Annotated in this window: 14 protein-coding genes and 1 pseudogene; 5 read left to right on the top strand and 10 right to left on the bottom strand. The window is 36.4% G+C overall.

Features of this window, described 5'->3' with window-relative positions; all coding sequences use genetic code 11:
- Positions 1 to 4: 4 nt before the first annotated feature.
- Positions 5 to 1,234: pseudogene (mtnK, locus tag AC1Q8L_RS25150) on the bottom strand (S-methyl-5-thioribose kinase).
- Between the two features lie 590 nt (positions 1,235 to 1,824).
- Here mtnK and ahpC point away from each other — a divergent pair.
- Both ahpC and ahpF read left to right on the top strand, forming a co-directional pair.
- Complete coding sequence (gene ahpC / locus AC1Q8L_RS25145; RefSeq protein WP_000924420.1) at positions 1,825 to 2,388, top strand: alkyl hydroperoxide reductase subunit C; 564 nt, start codon at positions 1,825 to 1,827, stop codon at positions 2,386 to 2,388.
- A gap of 14 nt (positions 2,389 to 2,402) precedes the next feature.
- On the top strand, positions 2,403 to 3,929 hold the full coding sequence (ahpF, locus tag AC1Q8L_RS25140) for an alkyl hydroperoxide reductase subunit F (protein ID WP_000599499.1): 1,527 nt from the start codon (positions 2,403 to 2,405) through the stop codon (positions 3,927 to 3,929).
- Between the two features lie 33 nt (positions 3,930 to 3,962).
- Here the strand turns inward: ahpF and AC1Q8L_RS25135 are convergent, their stop codons facing one another.
- Both AC1Q8L_RS25135 and AC1Q8L_RS25130 read right to left on the bottom strand, forming a co-directional pair.
- On the bottom strand, positions 3,963 to 4,568 hold the full coding sequence (locus tag AC1Q8L_RS25135; RefSeq protein WP_001005626.1) for an SAM-dependent methyltransferase: 606 nt from the start codon (positions 4,566 to 4,568) through the stop codon (positions 3,963 to 3,965).
- A gap of 214 nt (positions 4,569 to 4,782) precedes the next feature.
- Positions 4,783 to 5,898, bottom strand: a complete 1,116-nt coding sequence (locus tag AC1Q8L_RS25130) for a M20 peptidase aminoacylase family protein (protein WP_000853506.1) — start codon at positions 5,896 to 5,898, stop codon at positions 4,783 to 4,785.
- A gap of 293 nt (positions 5,899 to 6,191) precedes the next feature.
- Here AC1Q8L_RS25130 and nhaC point away from each other — a divergent pair, with 293 nt between their 5' ends.
- Entirely contained in the window at positions 6,192 to 7,613 is a 1,422-nt protein-coding gene (nhaC, locus tag AC1Q8L_RS25125) for a Na+/H+ antiporter NhaC (protein ID WP_000711502.1), read from the top strand.
- Here the strand turns inward: nhaC and AC1Q8L_RS25120 are convergent.
- Positions 7,602 to 8,873, bottom strand: a complete 1,272-nt coding sequence (locus tag AC1Q8L_RS25120) for a hypothetical protein (protein WP_025118701.1) — start codon at positions 8,871 to 8,873, stop codon at positions 7,602 to 7,604. The two genes, nhaC and AC1Q8L_RS25120, sit on opposite strands and share 12 nt — an antisense overlap.
- A gap of 93 nt (positions 8,874 to 8,966) precedes the next feature.
- Here AC1Q8L_RS25120 and AC1Q8L_RS25115 point away from each other — a divergent pair, with 93 nt between their 5' ends.
- Positions 8,967 to 10,076, top strand: a complete 1,110-nt coding sequence (locus AC1Q8L_RS25115) for a mandelate racemase/muconate lactonizing enzyme family protein (RefSeq protein ID WP_000704476.1) — start codon at positions 8,967 to 8,969, stop codon at positions 10,074 to 10,076.
- A 14-nt stretch (positions 10,077 to 10,090) separates the two neighbouring features.
- Positions 10,091 to 10,786 (top strand): hypothetical protein, encoded by a 696-nt coding sequence (locus AC1Q8L_RS25110; RefSeq protein WP_000126174.1) that lies wholly within the window; start codon positions 10,091 to 10,093, stop codon positions 10,784 to 10,786.
- Positions 10,787 to 11,005: 219 nt separating this feature from the next.
- On the opposite strand, the gene AC1Q8L_RS25105 is transcribed toward AC1Q8L_RS25110, so the two are convergent.
- The 6 genes from AC1Q8L_RS25105 to rlmD all read right to left on the bottom strand — a co-directional run bounded on the left by AC1Q8L_RS25105 (position 11,006) and on the right by rlmD (position 17,436).
- Complete coding sequence (locus tag AC1Q8L_RS25105; RefSeq protein ID WP_000233761.1) at positions 11,006 to 11,713, bottom strand: M48 family metallopeptidase; 708 nt, start codon at positions 11,711 to 11,713, stop codon at positions 11,006 to 11,008.
- A 94-nt stretch (positions 11,714 to 11,807) separates the two neighbouring features.
- Positions 11,808 to 12,326 carry a YehS family protein gene (locus AC1Q8L_RS25100; protein WP_001251704.1) on the bottom strand — a complete coding sequence of 173 codons (519 nt, stop codon included), beginning with the start codon at positions 12,324 to 12,326 and terminating at the stop codon, positions 11,808 to 11,810.
- A gap of 349 nt (positions 12,327 to 12,675) precedes the next feature.
- Positions 12,676 to 13,230 carry a zinc ribbon domain-containing protein gene (locus tag AC1Q8L_RS25095; RefSeq protein WP_000995851.1) on the bottom strand — a complete coding sequence of 185 codons (555 nt, stop codon included), beginning with the start codon at positions 13,228 to 13,230 and terminating at the stop codon, positions 12,676 to 12,678.
- Positions 13,231 to 13,284: 54 nt separating this feature from the next.
- Positions 13,285 to 14,313 carry a hypothetical protein gene (locus AC1Q8L_RS25090; RefSeq protein WP_025118700.1) on the bottom strand — a complete coding sequence of 343 codons (1,029 nt, stop codon included), beginning with the start codon at positions 14,311 to 14,313 and terminating at the stop codon, positions 13,285 to 13,287.
- 595 nt (positions 14,314 to 14,908) lie between these two features.
- Positions 14,909 to 15,898 (bottom strand): tRNA dihydrouridine synthase, encoded by a 990-nt coding sequence (locus tag AC1Q8L_RS25085; protein WP_000566713.1) that lies wholly within the window; start codon positions 15,896 to 15,898, stop codon positions 14,909 to 14,911.
- Between the two features lie 161 nt (positions 15,899 to 16,059).
- Positions 16,060 to 17,436: a 23S rRNA (uracil(1939)-C(5))-methyltransferase RlmD gene (gene rlmD / locus AC1Q8L_RS25080; protein WP_000105031.1), complete on the bottom strand. Its 1,377-nt coding sequence runs from the start codon at positions 17,434 to 17,436 to the stop codon at positions 16,060 to 16,062.
- Positions 17,437 to 17,439: the final 3 nt, after the last annotated feature.

The following is a 17,439-nucleotide window of genomic DNA, read 5'->3' as shown; positions in this document are numbered from 1 at the left end:
CCCCTTACTTCGCGTAGTGCGTTGACTGTTCTTTTAACGTTTCTACAAAACTTGTGCCCGTTCTATATTGATTCGCTCGTAAAATAAAACTCTTCGCTACTTGAAGACAAATTCGCTCCGCTCTAGCACGTGCTTCCTCATTCCCAATACAAGTAATATCTTTTACTTTCGCTAATCCAACAATACGGCGAATTAATTCCAGACCTGTCACTGCAGCTGTATCCTCTAATACAGATTGCAAATAGACTTCGCTAAAGCCTTCTTCCTTCGCCATAATCTCGGTCACATGAATATCCCAAGCACCTAAAAACTTCTGCTTAAATAAATCAATTACCTCTACCATCGTAGTTTATAACCAATCCATATACGTATCTTTCTCAGCTCCAGGTGACATCGTTGCATCTGCATTCACCCAAGCAAACATTAAATTCGCCATTACATTCCCAACGTCATATCCCATAGGTCCATAAAAAGCAAACTCAGGATCAATAACCTTTGTAGAATCATCTCTTACAAAAACAGAGCCAGTATGTAAATCACCATGAAGTAATGCCTGTGCATTCGTCATAAAAGAAAATTTACGTTTCGCTACTTCCATACGAAGCTCTTTATCACTATAAATATGTTCCCTAATCCATCCCTCATTTAACGGAAATAACTCATTACGCTTATTATGATTGGTAAATGGTTCTGAATATACGAGGTCCTCTGTAATCTCACATAATTCAGGATTTATATAATTCTTCACAAGTTCCTTCTTCTCTTTATGATTCATTACAACATCCGATGTTAACAAAAGTGTATTTACCATAAAAGTAGTTAGATCATCCGCAAACCTCGGAAATATTTGATGATTTATAAGTGCTGTACGTAATATTGTGTGATCCGATAAATCTTCCATTACGCAACAATTCATCACACTATCAAATAAATACACCTTAGGAACAAGTCCAGGTGCTAACTCATCCTCTAACTGCAAAACATCTGATTCTATACGAATACGATTCGTCGACAACTTAAACTCATCTGAAATGCGAGCTGTATCCCCAGCTTGCTTTACGATGACAGACATGTTCTCTTTTTCATCCCAAACGCGGAACACATAATTTAAATTGCCATCACCTATTTCTTTACACTGTAACCCCTTTGCATTTTCAAACTTAGATAATTTCTCTTTCACATATGCAATCACATCTTTAGCTTCCATTAAAAAATACTTCGTGAACTTAGACATGGTTTCCCCTCCACACTAATTGTAAGCGTTTTCTAAAAGCTATAAAAAATAATAGGTTGAATTTTTTCATCCTATAAATATGTATTCTTCTTTTTGAAAGGTATATCTAGGTTTTATTATATCTTGTTAGCACTTTGAGTCAATGTTTCTAACTATCATCGTAATATACTTCCTAATTATATATTTGAGATGACAAAAATTGTTCAAAAAATTTCCGATTCATTTTATTTTATTTATCACAAAATTCTTTGTAAAATAGAAGTAAGCAGTTCCTTTTCAAAACCACAACTTCTAAGAAATATTTCCTTCCTAAGAAATTAAACTTATACACACTCTCTAACATACACAATAAACTTTCAACCACTCATCTAAAGTTTATAGACTTAAAATTACCTTTCCGTTCCCTGTTAGTCTTAATTGAGAATAAATATTAATTAAATTGGTATAAAGTTGGTTTATTCTCTTGACAAAATAACCACTTCTATATGATAATTAATATCGAATTAGAATTATTATAGTTAATTAAAAAATATATTTTATGAGCACACTATTTTTTGATGCTCAAACCAACATTTAGGAGGAATTTTAACATGTTATTAATCGGCACAGAAGTAAAACCGTTTAAAGCTAATGCTTACCATAATGGAGAATTTATCCAAGTTACTGACGAAAGTTTAAAAGGAAAATGGAGTGTAGTTTGTTTCTACCCAGCTGACTTCACATTCGTTTGCCCAACTGAACTTGAAGACTTACAAAACCAATATGCAACTCTAAAAGACTTAGGCGTTGAAGTATACTCTGTATCTACAGACACTCACTTCACTCACAAAGCATGGCATGATAGCTCAGAAACTATCGGCAAAATCGAGTACATCATGATTGGTGACCCAACTCGCACAATCACTACAAACTTCAACGTTTTAATGGAAGAAGAAGGTCTTGCTGCTCGTGGTACATTCATCATCGATCCAGACGGCGTTATCCAATCTATGGAAATCAATGCTGACGGTATCGGCCGTGACGCAAGCATTCTTGTTAACAAAATTAAAGCTGCTCAATACGTACGTAACAACCCAGGTGAAGTTTGCCCAGCTAAATGGCAAGAGGGTTCTGCAACACTTAAACCAAGCCTTGACCTTGTAGGCAAAATCTAAGGAGTTCGATCAAAATGATACTAGATGCAGATATAAAAACACAACTATCCCAATACCTTCAGTTAATGGAGAACGATATTTTACTTAAAGTAAGCGCAGGAGACGATAACGTATCTAAAGATATGTTAGCTCTAGTAGACGAATTAGCTACTATGTCATCTAAGATTACAGTAGAAAAAGTTGAATTAGAGAGAACACCAAGTTTTAGCGTAAACCGCCCTGGTGAAGACACTGGTGTCGTATTCGCTGGTATTCCATTAGGACACGAATTTACATCATTAGTGTTAGCTTTACTACAAGTAAGTGGACGCGCTCCAAAAATTGAACAAAAATTAATCGATCAAATTAAAAACATTCAAGGCGAATATCATTTTGAATCTTATATCAGCCTAAGTTGTCATAACTGTCCTGATGTTGTACAAGCTCTTAACGTAATGAGCGTTCTTAACTCTAGTATTACACATACTATGATTGACGGCGCTGCATTCAAAGAGGAAGTAGAAAGCAAAGACATCATGGCAGTACCAACTGTTTACCTAAACGGCGAATCTTTCGGAAGCGGTCGTATGACACTTGAAGAAATTTTAGCTAAAATGGGTAACGGTCCAGATGCATCAGAGCTTTCTGATAAAGATCCATACGATGTTCTTGTTGTTGGTGGCGGCCCTGCTGGTGCAAGTGCAGCAATTTACGCAGCACGTAAAGGCATCCGCACTGGTATCGTTGCTGAGCGCTTCGGTGGTCAAGTAATGGATACTATGGGCATTGAGAACTTCATCAGCGTGAAAAAGACTGAAGGTCCTAAGCTAGTAGCAAGCCTTGAAGAGCACGTAAAAGAATACGACATCGATGTAATGAATCTACAACGTGCGAAACGTTTAGAGAAAAAAGAACTTATTGAAGTGGAACTTGAAAACGGCGCCATTCTGAAAAGTAAGAGCGTAATCGTTTCTACAGGTGCTCGCTGGCGTAATGTTGGCGTACCAGGTGAAGCTGAGTTCAAAAATAAAGGTGTAGCATACTGCCCACACTGTGACGGTCCATTATTCACTGGAAAAGACGTAGCAGTTATCGGCGGAGGTAACTCTGGTATTGAAGCGGCTATCGACTTAGCAGGTATCGTTAAGCACGTAACTGTTCTTGAATTCATGCCAGAATTAAAAGCTGATGCTGTATTACAAGAGCGTCTTAACAGCTTACCAAACGTAACTGTTCTGAAAAACGTTCAAACGAAAGAAATCACTGGTACTGACAAAGTAAACGGTATTTCTTACATCGATCGTGAAACTGAAGAAGTTCATCACGTTGAATTACAAGGTGTATTCGTACAAATCGGTCTTGTTCCAAACACAGACTGGTTAGGCGAAACAGTTGAACGCGCTCGCGGTGAAATCGTAACAGACAAGCACGGCGCTACAAACGTACCAGGAGTGTTTGCTGCAGGTGACTGTACAAATAATCCGTACAAACAAATCATCATCTCTATGGGTTCAGGTGCAAACGCAGCTTTAGGTGCATTTGATTACTTAATCCGTAACTAATAAAAAAACAGGTGCCTTGGCACCTGTTTTTTATTACCCTAATGTATAAACTAAAAACCTCTCATTCCCATTCTTCTCATAAGCACCTGGCAATCTAACTTCTTTCTTCAGCTCAAACGCAGTCTGATTTTCTAAGAAGAAAATATAGTCCTCAGAAGGATAATATAAAATAATATCTACTTCTCTCCCCGTTTCTTCTACTGAAAGCAAAATGTTATTTACTACATTCATAAACACTTGTACAGAAAATGGATTAAAGAAATAAAACCTATTATCATGTGGATCAATCTCATATTCCTGCGCTAAACAACATTGGAATTGAATTTTCCCCTTACTGTTTCGTGCCTTTCGTGCATAACGATCTCGATTATCCATTGCTTCTTTATAAAACTCTTCATTCATTTCAATTCCAACTGCTGAAGCACCACATTTATGATGCATATAAAAGTTTAATCGCCCTTTTCCGCACCCAAAGTCTACAATTCGGTCGCTACTTCGTATCTCATATTGATTCAATAACTCATCTAACCCGCTATACGGCGTCGGTTCATAGCGGTGATAATGCATAGACTTGTTAAACCCTTTTTGCTCACCGACTGTTTTTATATGTAAAACTGCATCGTAATATTGTTCGTTCATTCGTTTTCTCCTATTAAAAAATGGTACTTATTATTATACACCATGTACTGGAGGCTCATTTTTCATCAAATTAATAGGTATGTGAAATTATATTAACGATTTTCTTAATATATCTATCGTAACTTCAAATATATCAACGATTTTCTCAATATATCTATCATAACTCAAAATATATCGATTTGCTGACAATTCACGACAAAAAAACAGGAGCTCTCTAGCCCCTGTCTTCTAACACTTTCAATACAGTTTGTTTCAATATTTCTACCCCATCCATAATACAACTATGATCGAACCTCATATACGGATGGTGTAATCCAGGTTGTAGATCTGCTCCTAGTCCAAGCATGACAGCTTTTAAATGTGGTCTTTTCACTGTATAGTAATGGAAATCATCACTTCCCGTCGTATAGAGAGGTCCCGTACATCTCTCTTCCCCATACGCTTCGAGAATACCTTTACGCATAAAGCGCTCTGCTTCTTCAGAAACCTCCGCTCCCGGTGCAAGATCCATCCATTCGTATGAAGTTTTTGATCCCATCGATGCAGCTGATTCTATTACATGCTCAATCTTTTTCTTTAATTCTTCTAATAGTATATTACTCTCTGCTCTTACATCTAAACTGAAATGACCATTTCCCGGAATAATATTTAAATTATCACCACCAGCTTGGCATCTCGTCATTTTTACTGAATAAGAACTTTGCGGTGACAGCCAAATATTTTTCAAACCGATATTAATCATGGAAATGACATCAATTGCATTCACACCTTGGTGTGGTCTTGCCCCGTGTGCATCCTCCCCATGAATCATACCCTCTAAAAATCCTGCTGCTCCATGGCGAATAGATGAGGCTGCTTGTTTCAAAGTTAGTTCTTCAATCGGTCTTAGATGGACACCAAATAAGAAATCAGCATCATCTACAGCACCTTTCTCCACCATCTTCAAAGCACCATTCCCCTTCTCTTCTGCCGGCTGAAAAATAAATCTAACCGTACCACTTTTCCATCTCATATTTTTCAATTGTAAAATAAGTCCCATTACAATAGTCATATGAGCATCATGACCACATGAATGGTTCGCTTTAAATTCTCCATCTACTTCTTGCCAAAGTGCATCCATATCAGCACGAATCGCAATAACTGGATTCCCGCCTCCAATCTCAGCAATTACACCTGGACAATCATCAAATGTTCTATATGAAATTCCTTCTTCTTTTAAAAAGTCAGTAATATACGCTGTCGTTTCATATTCTTTCCAACTTACTTCAGGGTTTTCGTGTAAATGCTGAAAAATCTCCGTTAAGCGCTCTTGTAGTTCTAATGTTTTCAACGTTCCAGTCTCCTTCCCACATTACAAACGATTCGGGTTAATTATACTTATGAAAAACAGATGTTTTTATGAACATATTGAATTTTAAGAAAAAAGTCAATTGTTTATTTTTAAATACTTAAAAAGCTTACTACTCACCTATATTACAAACTAAACAAACAACTAGAACATTCCTTATTTTCTGTTTTTTATGTTGACGCTTACATAAACTTTTAGTTATCATAACCTAATAAACGTCTATTTTACGACAATTCTAAAAATACAAACAAACATACGTAACAAGGAGGAACTTTATGAAAAAAGAAATACCTTTTGGAATAGCGATTATCCCTATTATCATTACCGTTGCAGTTATGATGATTACAATTGTTGTATTAAAACAAACCCCTCACGTTCCACTTATTATCGGTACAACCGTTGCTTCTATTGTCGCTTGGCGTTACGGTTACAAATGGAATGATCTTGAAGAAGCAATGTATAAAGGGATTCGTCTTGCATTACCTGCTATCGTCATTATTATTCTTGTTGGCTTAACAATTGGTGCTTGGATTGGCGGTGGAATCGTCGCAACGATGATTTATTACGGTTTAAAACTTTTAACTCCATCACTATTTTTAGTTTCCATTACCGTCATTTGTTCTATCGTTGCATTAGCAATTGGTAGCTCTTGGTCTACAATGGGAACAATTGGCGTTGCTGGAATGGGAATTGGCCTAAGTATGGGAATCCCAGCTCCAATGGTTGCTGGTGCCATTATTTCAGGCTCTTATTTTGGCGATAAAATGTCACCGCTTTCAGATACAACTAACTTAGCCGCAGGATTAACAAATACAGATTTATTCGCACACATTCGTCATATGTTATTTACTACAGTTCCAGGTTTAATTATTACTCTTATCGTCTACGCAGTCTTAGGAAGAAGCTTCGGCGCTAACAATATTGATGCGAAAAGCATCGATCAAACGTTACAAGTATTGCAACAAAACTTTGTTATCTCGCCTTTCCTACTCATTATACCCGTAGTCGTTATGGTATTGGTCGCTAAAAAAGTCCCTGCTATACCAGCGATTCTCGTCGGTATTATTTTAGGATTCTTATCACAAGTCTTTATTCAAGGTGGTTCTGTCTCAGCATCTGTCGGTGCACTCCAAGCTGGATTTGTTATAGACACTGGAAACAAGCTAGTAGACGAACTATTTAACCGCGGTGGCTTAGATTCGATGATGAATACAGTCTCTATGACAATTGTCGCTATGACTTTCGGAGGAGTATTAGAACATACAGGTATTCTTCGCTCAATTGTAAATCAAATTTTAAAGTTAGCGAAATCAGCAAAAGGGCTTATCGCTTCTACTATCGCATCTTGTTTTGCAACAAACCTTACTTGCTCTGAACAATATATTTCAATTGTTGTCCCTTCAAGAATGTACGCAAATGCATACACGGAAAAAGGACTACATTCAAAAAACTTATCCAGAGCATTAGAAGATGGTGGAACATTAACTTCTGTCTTCGTTCCTTGGAATACGTGCGGTGTATTTATTCTCGCAACACTTGGCGTAGGTGCATTTGAATATGCTCCTTATGCTATTTTGAATTTCATCGTACCTATTATCTCAATCATTTATGGTATAACAGGCTTCACAATTGTAAAACTATCAGACATTGAAAAAGCAGAACTACTAAAGAAACAAAAAGCTCAACTAGAAGCTTAAAAATAGCGGTAAATTCAGTTCATATAGTGCGCGAGGTCGCCCTTGTTGATAGGGCATTTCCTCCCCACAAATATGAGCATACCCGTAATCAACTAATTTCTTTAACAACCTTTCTGTCGATCTTCGAGTCACTTGTAAGTACTCAGAAAGGTCAGCTGCTGTAAACTTCAATGACGGGTGCGATTGACTAAATTGAATGATTTTTGACAAGTTGGCCGGACTAAGTTTTGTTTCCTTCGCTATTTTCATTAGTTCCGGATTATCATTTTTCAAACTTTGTACTCTCTGTTCTTTCGGGAACGGACCAAACAAATCTTTATCACTTGTTAGTATATAAAAACAACGATCTATTGGATTGTTCTTTGCAAAACTTTGAGCAATTTTTGCATTTTGCTCCGCTTCTTTCACGTTTTTCCCATAACCAAATCCAATAGCTATCGTTCCTTCTACGCTCGCAGACAAGTTATCTATCGCATTTGTTTTAATAATTGATTCGATATCACCACGAGTTGTATACAAAATGCATGTCAGTTCATCCACTTGTTTAAATGAACCACGTAGTTCTTTTGAAATCACATCTAGTTTTTCAAGCAAACTCGCTCGTAATTCTAAGGAAGAAATAATACAAGCACCAACAGTAGCTGAATAGCTTTTTGCTAACTCAGCTTTTATTTTTGCATCTTTTAGCCCATGTATAATGGATTGTGTTGGATCAATCATGCGCTCTGAAGGAACACCTATTTTTTGAAGCTCGTCGTAAACAGCGTGAATACTAGTTAAAGCTAAATGAGCTTCTCCACATTGATATTTAGCTACATGAAAATCGATAACTCTATTTATCTCATCTTTACTCCACAGCATATTTTCATAATCCAACACTTGTGGACTTTCTTTTATACCGATATCATGGAACACATTTGTAATAAACGAGCGGTCTACTAAATCGATGGAAATGTTATGTGGTTGAATACTTTGATGATACATGATAGAAAGAATTGAAGATGCGACAGTTGTCTCGTCTTGCTGTAAGTATGTACTTGGAATTCGTAATTGTTCTCTTATTTCTTTTGCCATATAATAAGGTAAAGCACCTGAGAAAAAGATGACATCACAAGGCTTTAGACACTTTAATAGTTCAGAAGATTCCGCCGGATGAAGGTAAATATATGGATCAATTTCTATTCCTTCTAATTTTTGAGCAATAGGAAAAAGGTTGTCCATAAATTCCTTTGAACCGACAACTGCAATTTTTATCATAATTTTCTCTAACTCCTTATCATTAATTAACGACTATTTAACGTCAACTATATCAAATGTATAAAACTATTGTAAACAGGAAGGGGTTTCTATTCAATGAAAATTACAGCTATTCATCTTTACGCAATTCGTTTACCGCTTCGCAATCCGTTTGTTATTAGTTATGGCTCTTATTCTGATATGCCCTCTATTATCGTCAAAATGGAAACAGATGAAGGTATTATCGGTTACGGTGAAGGCGTTGCTGATGATCACGTCACAGGTGAATCGTGGGAAAGTACTTTCCATACTTTAAAACATACGCTAGCCCCTGCTCTAATTGGGAAAAATCCAATGAATATCGAAAAAATACACGACATGATGGACAATACAATTTACGGTGTTCCAACAGCGAAAGCCGCAATTGATATTGCCTGTTTTGATATAATGGGCAAAAAACTAAATCAACCTGTATATCAATTAATTGGCGGGCGCTATCATGAAGAATTCCATGTCACTCACGTTTTAAGTATTGCCGATCCTGAAGATATGGCTGAAGAAGCTGCTTCTATGATTCAAAAAGGTTACCAATCTTTCAAAATGAAAGTTGGTACGAATGTAAAAGAAGATGTGAAACGTATTGAAGCTGTACGAGAACGTGTAGGAAATGACATCGCTATTCGCGTTGATGTAAACCAAGGCTGGAAAAATAGCGCAAACACATTAACAGCACTACGTTCATTAGGACATTTAAACATTGACTGGATTGAACAACCTGTTATCGCGGACGATATTGATGCCATGGCTCATATCCGTTCTAAAATAGACCTCCCGCTTATGATTGATGAAGGACTAAAAAGTTCTCGTGAAATGCGCCAAATTATTAAATTAGAAGCTGCTGATAAAGTGAATATAAAATTAATGAAATGCGGCGGCATATATCCAGCTGTAAAGCTCGCTCATCAAGCTGAAATGGCCGGTATTGAATGCCAAGTGGGATCAATGGTCGAATCATCTGTTGCCTCTTCAGCAGGATTCCATGTCGCTTTCTCAAAAAAAATCATTACGAGCGTAGAGCTAACAGGACCATTAAAATTCACGAAAGACATTGGAAACTTACATTACGATGTACCATTCATTCGCTTAAACGAAAAGCCCGGACTCGGCATTGAAATAAACGAAGATACACTACAAGAACTAACCGTCTTTCAAGACGTTGTACGCTAAAGGAGGAATATCATATGACGGCTCTATACGAAGGAACATTAAAACAAAATAACGAATCATTTCACGTTACATTACTATCACTAGAGCACATCGAACAAATTTTATCACTACAAAACATTGTAGTTGAAGCACTAGAAGATAAAAGTCGTTTACAACCACTCTCACAAGAAGAATTTCAATACATTCTAGAAGGAAACGGCATGATGATCGGTGCTTTTATCGAAAACGAACTCATCGCATTTCGCGCTCTACTCGTCCCGCCTATCGATGATGAACATTTAGGGCTTGATATTGGTTTGCCAGAAAGTGAACTACACCGCGTCATCTATCAAGAAATCTCAAACGTTCATCCGAACTGTCGAGGAAATGGGATGCAAAAAATATTAGCAAACGTCATCATGGACGAATTACAAAAAGAAGATAGCAAATATGATTATGTATGCTGCACCGTTGCTCCTTTTAACATCCCGAGTTTGAAGGATAAATTTGCGCAAGGGATGGAGATTGCTGCGCTGAAGGAGAAGTATGGTGGTAGTCTGCGATATGTTTTTGTGAAGAAATTGCGCGGAGATAAAGAAAGCGATTGGACGGATGTTCAAATTATTCTAATGAGTGATGCTAGTGGACAGCAGGCTTTGCTTTCGGAGGGGTATCGTGGGTATGAGATGGAGAAAACAGCAGATACTTTCATTGTGAAGTTTGGGCGATAATCTATATACTCGAAAAGAGGAGATGTCTGCTGTGACCTCTTCTCTTTTCAATTTGTTGAACAATCCTGTGGTAAATGAAATTATATCAACGATTTTTCGAATATATCTATCATAACTTACAATATATCAACGATTTTTAAAATATATCTATCAAAACTCACAATATATCAACGATTCGACAAGAAATATCGATTTACAGACAAAAATCGATATCCCTTCCTAAACCGTCATCTTCCAACTAGATAACGCTAACCAATTCTCCATTTCTTTATAATCAGGCATTATCTTCCCGACAAGACGCCAAAAAGATCGATCATGATTTAAATGAACCATATGACACATTTCATGAACAACTACATAGTCAATTACTCGCTGTGGTGCCATTGCTAGCTTCCAATTGAATGTTAGTTGTAAATTCGAATCGCAAGTACCCCAAGTACGACTACTATCTGTAATACGAATAGAACGTGGTTTTGTCTTAAAATTACTTTGATGCGCTTTAATACTCTTCTCTACTAAAGTTTTACACTGCTTATAATAAAATCGTTTTAAAGCTTGTTGTATTTTCTCATCCTTAAGCTCTTTCACATAAATATGTAACTTATCCCCTTCAAAAATTGCATTGTCTTGCTCAATGCTTGCATCTTGGGAAATCTGTATCGGATACGTATTCCCTAAATACAAAAAGCCTTCTCCTTGATCGTAATCCTTTTCCTGTGGTCCACGCGCTCGCTCCGCCATTTCCTTACGGGTTGTCTGAATCCAATCCCACTTTTCCTCTAGCAACTGGACTAAGTATTCAACAGGTGTCCCTTTCGGAGCCTGTACTTCCACATTTCCATACGAATCCACAAAAAGACGCACGGACTTTTTCTTCTTATAAGTTATATGAAAATTAATTGTCTCACCTAAATATGTATGTACCATTTCATCACCTAGCATATTATTTTACAAATAAAAAAGAGTAGGATACGAACGTCCTACTCTATCTATTATATCATTTACTGCTTTAGCAAGCTTATTATCCTCTATACTTTACACCTAATCCCTTAATGAAATTCCTTGCGTATCTATCGCCGCACTCTTTGTAATTTTTATGGCCTTTTTTTCTTAATAGAGCGCCTAACTCTCCTTTTGTTACCGTAACGCCTACGCTATCTAATATATCAAGTACATCCTCACTCGTTAAAGATAGTGCGATTTTCATTTTCTTTAGAAGAAGGTTATTGGCACTCTCCTTGCTCTGTACAGGTGCAGGCTGCCCTGGTTTCGGATCTTGCTTTCCTCTTTTTAAAGTAATAAATCCATTTAAAAATGCCTCTAACATCATCATATCGCATGTTAATACGTACTCATCTTCAGCTACCTCATCATTTTCAGCTTCATGTTGAGGAGCCCTCTTTATTTTGGTAAGCATATCAACTACGTCTTCTTTCGTTACTTCCATCCCGCCAAGTTTAAAGATTTCTACCATATCTATGTCTTTTATATCTAAAGCGTATCTTACTCTTTTTAATATATCGTTGTTGCTCATTGCCATTGGGTTTCCTCCTGAAATGTTGATTATAGTAATGCTTTTAGCATGTGTAAATTAATGTCGTTAAGTTACTACTTTAACATTTTAGGGGGAGGTTTTGTAGTCTTAACCAAATTTATGATTATAGAGGCTATACTACAATCCAAGCAATAATTTGATTCTATAGAAGGGTTACAGTAACTTTTCGGTTCATTTTTTCTTAGTTCATTAGATCTACATTCTATTTTATATTTGTTAACTATAAAAGCAGTGCATTGATTCCTCAAATACACTGCTCGTCTCTTACATTGTTATATTTCTTCTATACAAACTAGAGTTTATGGGTTTCGATGAATTTTATCCATATAGGAGACTATTGCATATCATAAATTAGCCACTTTCCGTCAACTTTCTTCAAATCAATAGTAATATTGTCAGGATTAGGGCCGTATAAAGGTTTTGGAGAGATATCTATCGTAACTTTTAATTTTGCTCTATCTCCAACTTTTCTTTCTTCTATATTCAATATATCTATTGACGCATTTTTTGGAATTCCAATACGTTTTCCAGCTTCTACATCCCAAGGGAGACTCGGATGTATATACTCACCTGCTTTGTTTAAATCTCTTGATTCAAGAGCTTTAAAAAAGCCTTTTACTGTTTCTTGTGGACTATTATTTTGAATTAGAACGTTAACTAATATAACTATAAACACAATCCCAATTATCCACACGTACCAAGGAGATTTTTTTGCAATTCTTATTAATTTTATGTTTTTATCATTTCTATTTTGGGGCGTAATATCGTTATGGAATTCTCCATTATCAAATAGTTCTTCTGATTCATCCAAATTTATTCTCTCTGTACCACAACTAGTACAGTACTTATTTGTTTTCAATAATTTCTTATTACATGCTGTACAATTCATTATTTTATTTCTCCCTGCCCTATTATTAAAATCAAATCCCCAAAGTTTCACATATTAATTTTCTATTATTTTCAATTTTTTTGATGTAGTAGCATTAAAATTACCTGATGAATCCAATTCTGTATGATAAATGTACGTTTTGACTCTAAAATTTTTATGTGGAAACTTTTTATTTACAGCACTTACCACTAAATTGTTAATTTCATTTCCGATTTTCACAGCTTCTTCTACCGTAGACTTATTATCAACTCGAACTTTTATCGGAAAATCAGCTGTATAATACATATTTGGATTATCATACAGCGTTGCTTGAAATAAAAATGGGGCTAATCCGGTTTGTTCAATAAGTAAATCCTTCGTATCATAAACTTTTATATTTGCAATATTCTTTCCTACTTCCGATCCTGCCTCTGCATCAAAGGGTTCTAATTTCTCGTTAGCAACACTTGTTTCATTTCCTACCGCCTTACCCTTATAATTCATTTCAATAAATTTCACATTACCATCCCGGTCACAATCCAACCAAACAGTACCTTCTTTATTTTTGAAAGCCCCATCCACACTTACAGATATGCTACCGCCCCCAGTTCCTGAAAACTTCTCAATCTGCACACTTTTCGCATCATTTCCTCGAACATCATATTTTGCATACCCTTCCGCCTCAGTGCCTTCTGATTCAATTTTAGTACCTAACATAATATCAAGACCTAATAATTTGAAGGCATCCTTATACTTCAAATCTTTTGGCTCTAATAATTCAATCTTAATATGATTAATAATTTTCCCATCACTTTCAAATGTATATTTAGCATAATTATCTACATATAACCATCTAGTTTCCTCTTTTGTTCTCGGGGATGAAAGCGTTCTCTCTAAATCTTCAAGTCGATAGTTTTTTTTTAGGTACATTGCTATTCCACTTAAATTTGAAGTCGAAATATCATTGCTCTCATTCGTCATAATTTTCTTCTCATCTTGCTTAACATTTTGGCTTACTTCTTTTGTTGGTACTGATTCTGTTGATTTTTGACAACCCGATGTAATTAATCCTGCTGTAAGTAAAGCTATTAATACTTTCTTCATAATTTCCCTCCAATTAAAATAAAAAAATTCTGGTAGCTCCTATAAGAAAAAATCTTCAAATCAGAAGAAAATTCCACAGTACTCTAAAATTATTATCGAATATTTAAAAATAACTATTATTCAAAAGATCTTCATACCAATACTAAATAATTAACTTTATAAATTATGTCGAAAGAAGTCGAAAAACAATATTTTTATAATCGGAAATTCAGATTTAATTTTCCCGCTGTTAAATTAATTAATTTGAACATAAAATAGGACCTCCTTACATGCACTCTGCATGTAAGGAGGTCCTATTTAGATAAAAATCATACATTTTCTTAACTTGATGGCCATGCTCAAATAAAGAGATTTTTTATTTCTGTCTATTATTCAGATTACATTTCATACCTCGATAGAGCCTAATGTACTCTACTCCAGCTCTTGTCATTTTTCTCCTTACGAGTATTCGTTAGTTCATTATATTCTCAAAGACTTCTTTTTTCAGCAAGCAGACTGTATCAACAAAAAAAGTTACATTCACAAAAAAACTCAAAACTAAATAAAATAACTACCCACAAATTAATACAGTCCATTTCCCTCTATCTTCAGAGCGTTAAACCGTCTCACTATCCTGAGCCATACCAACACTATCCTCAAACCTATCCAACAACCCACGCACCTCATCGGTCGACTTCGTACTCATCAATTGATTTCTCAATTCAGCAGCTCCAGGGAAGCCTTTTACATAAATTTTAAAGAAGCGATGAAGTCCTGTGATTGAGCGTGGCAGTACTTCTGCATATTGATCTTGTAAATCAAGTTGTAGTCTTAAAAGATCTAGATGTTCTTTACTGCTATGTTCCCTTGGCTCTTTTTCAAACGCAAATGGATTTTTGAAGATGCCTCGTCCGATCATTACGCCATCAATGCCGTATTTTTCAGCAAGTTCCAGTCCCATTTTACGATCAAGGATGTCTCCATTGATTGTTATTAACGTATTTGGCGCAATACGGTCACGTAATTTTTTTATTTCCGGAATTAGTTCCCAGTGCGCATCTACTTGGCTCATTTCTTCTCTTGTGCGTAAATGAATAGAAAGGTTTGCAATATCTTGTTTGAAAATGTGCGTTAACCAATCTTCCCACTCGCTTAACTCTTTAAAGCCAAGTCTTGTTTTTACACTGACAGGTAGTCCGCCCGCTTTTGCTGCTTGGATAAGTTCTGCTGCAACGTCTGGACGTAGAATAAGGCCACTACCTTTCCCTCTTGATGCTACATTCGGTACTGGGCAACCCATATTAATATCGATGCCTTTAAATCCTAGTTCTGCCATACCAATACTCATTTGACGGAAATATTCAGGATTATCTCCCCAAATATGTGCCACCATTGGCTGTTCATCTTCTGTAAAAATCAAACGGCCACGTACACTTTTCATACCTTCTGGATGGCAATAGCTATCCGAGTTTGTAAACTCTGTGAAGAATACGTCCGGACGACCTGCTTCACTTACTACGTGACGGAAAACAACGTCTGTCACATCTTCCATTGGTGCAAGTACGAAAAATGGTCGTGGTAATTCACGCCAAAAATTATCTATCATTTCAAATTCAAATCCTCTCACTATGAATACAATTTCAAAATCTCAATTTATAATTTGTGAAAATCAGCAATATTTATTTTAACTAAAATCGCTTATGAATGGTATTTTTGTAAACCAAAAAGCAGGTGGTATAGATTTTTTCTATATCAACTGCTTTCCTATTATACTAGCTTAAGCCAAGCCACACACTCCACATGCGTCGTATGCGGGAACATATCAACAGGTTGTACTTCCTGTGTTTTATATCCGCCTTCTTCTAGTACTTTTAAATCACGTGCTAATGTTGCTGGGTTACACGATACGTATACGACGCGTTTTGGTTTCATGTCGATGATTGTGTTTAGTAATGCTTCATCACAGCCTTTACGCGGTGGATCTACGACCATTGTATCGGCGATTACGCCTTCTTTGTACCATTTTGGAATGACTACTTCTGCTTCTCCTACGCCGAATTCAGCGTTTGTCATGTTGTTTAGTGCTGCGTTTCGTTTTGCGTCTTCGATTGCTTCTGGGACGATTTCAACGCCGTACACTTTTTTCGCTTTTTGCGCTAGGAATAACGAGATTGATCCGATTCCGCAATAGGCATCGATTACAGTTTCGTTACCATTTAATTTTGCGTATTCTAACGTTTTATCGTATAGCACTTTCGTTTGTTCTGGATTTACTTGATAGAATGAACGTGCTGAAATCGCAAATTTAATGTCACCGATAAAGTCATAAATATATTCTGATCCGTACAGTACTGTAGTTTTGTCTCCGAAAATTACATTCGTACGCTTCGTATTTACGTTTTGAACAATCGATTTTACTTCTGGGAATTTCGCTGCAATTTCTTCAATGATTGCTTTTTTGTTCGGCAATTCTGCTGTACGCGTAATGAAGACAAGCATAATTTCCCCTGTTACTTGTCCGTAACGAGCCATTACGTGACGAAGTGTTCCTTTGTTACGCTCTTCGTTGTACGCAGTGATACCGTGCTTTTCACAAATACGTTTTACTTCTTGGATTAATGTATCGTTTTCTTCTGCCTGAATTAAGCATGATTCCATATTAATGATATCATGCGTTCCTTGGCGATAAAAACCAGCTACAAGTCCGCCTTCACGTTCTCCGATTGGTACTTGTGCTTTATTACGGTATACCCACGGATTCTTCATGCCAAGTACAGGATGAACAGGAACATCACCTAGTCCTCCGATACGCTGCATAACGTCACGTACTTGTTTTTCTTTCGCTTGTAACTGTCCTTCATAAGTTAAATGCTGAAGCTGACAACCGCCGCACTGGTTATATACTGGGCATTCTGCATCTTTACGATATGGACTTTCTGTATGAAGCTTCATTAAACGACCAAATGCGAAGTTTTTCTTCACTTTAATAATTTTAATTTGCGCTTCTTCACCTGGTAATCCGTTTTTAACGAAAATAGGATAGCCCTTTACTTTCGCAACACCGGCACCATCATGTGTTAAATCTTCAAATACTACATCTATAAACTCGTTTTTCTCAACTGGTGGCGTCATTTTAGTACTCATTTT

It is taken from the genome of Bacillus sp. GW823-FHT06A11 (assembly GCF_058795355.1).
Note: the sequence above shows the minus strand (reverse complement) of the source record. Positions and strands in the feature narration are given on the sequence as shown.

What these genes read in the sequence shown, in the direction of transcription:
- ahpC (WP_000924420.1), top strand. Translation starts at nt 1,825, where the DNA reads ATGTTATTAATCGGCACAGAAGTAAAACCGTTTAAAGCTAATGCTTAC.
- AC1Q8L_RS25105 (WP_000233761.1), bottom strand. Translation starts at nt 11,713, where the DNA reads ATGGTACATACATATTTAGGTGAGACAATTAATTTTCATATAACTTAT.
- AC1Q8L_RS25115 (WP_000704476.1), top strand. Translation starts at nt 8,967, where the DNA reads ATGAAAATTACAGCTATTCATCTTTACGCAATTCGTTTACCGCTTCGC.
- AC1Q8L_RS25110 (WP_000126174.1), top strand. Translation starts at nt 10,091, where the DNA reads ATGACGGCTCTATACGAAGGAACATTAAAACAAAATAACGAATCATTT.
- rlmD (WP_000105031.1), bottom strand. Translation starts at nt 17,436, where the DNA reads ATGAGTACTAAAATGACGCCACCAGTTGAGAAAAACGAGTTTATAGAT.
- AC1Q8L_RS25100 (WP_001251704.1), bottom strand. Translation starts at nt 12,326, where the DNA reads ATGGCAATGAGCAACAACGATATATTAAAAAGAGTAAGATACGCTTTA.
- ahpF (WP_000599499.1), top strand. Translation starts at nt 2,403, where the DNA reads ATGATACTAGATGCAGATATAAAAACACAACTATCCCAATACCTTCAG.
- AC1Q8L_RS25095 (WP_000995851.1), bottom strand. Translation starts at nt 13,230, where the DNA reads ATGAATTGTACAGCATGTAATAAGAAATTATTGAAAACAAATAAGTAC.
- nhaC (WP_000711502.1), top strand. Translation starts at nt 6,192, where the DNA reads ATGAAAAAAGAAATACCTTTTGGAATAGCGATTATCCCTATTATCATT.
- AC1Q8L_RS25085 (WP_000566713.1), bottom strand. Translation starts at nt 15,898, where the DNA reads ATGATAGATAATTTTTGGCGTGAATTACCACGACCATTTTTCGTACTT.
- AC1Q8L_RS25090 (WP_025118700.1), bottom strand. Translation starts at nt 14,313, where the DNA reads ATGAAGAAAGTATTAATAGCTTTACTTACAGCAGGATTAATTACATCG.
- AC1Q8L_RS25135 (WP_001005626.1), bottom strand. Translation starts at nt 4,568, where the DNA reads ATGAACGAACAATATTACGATGCAGTTTTACATATAAAAACAGTCGGT.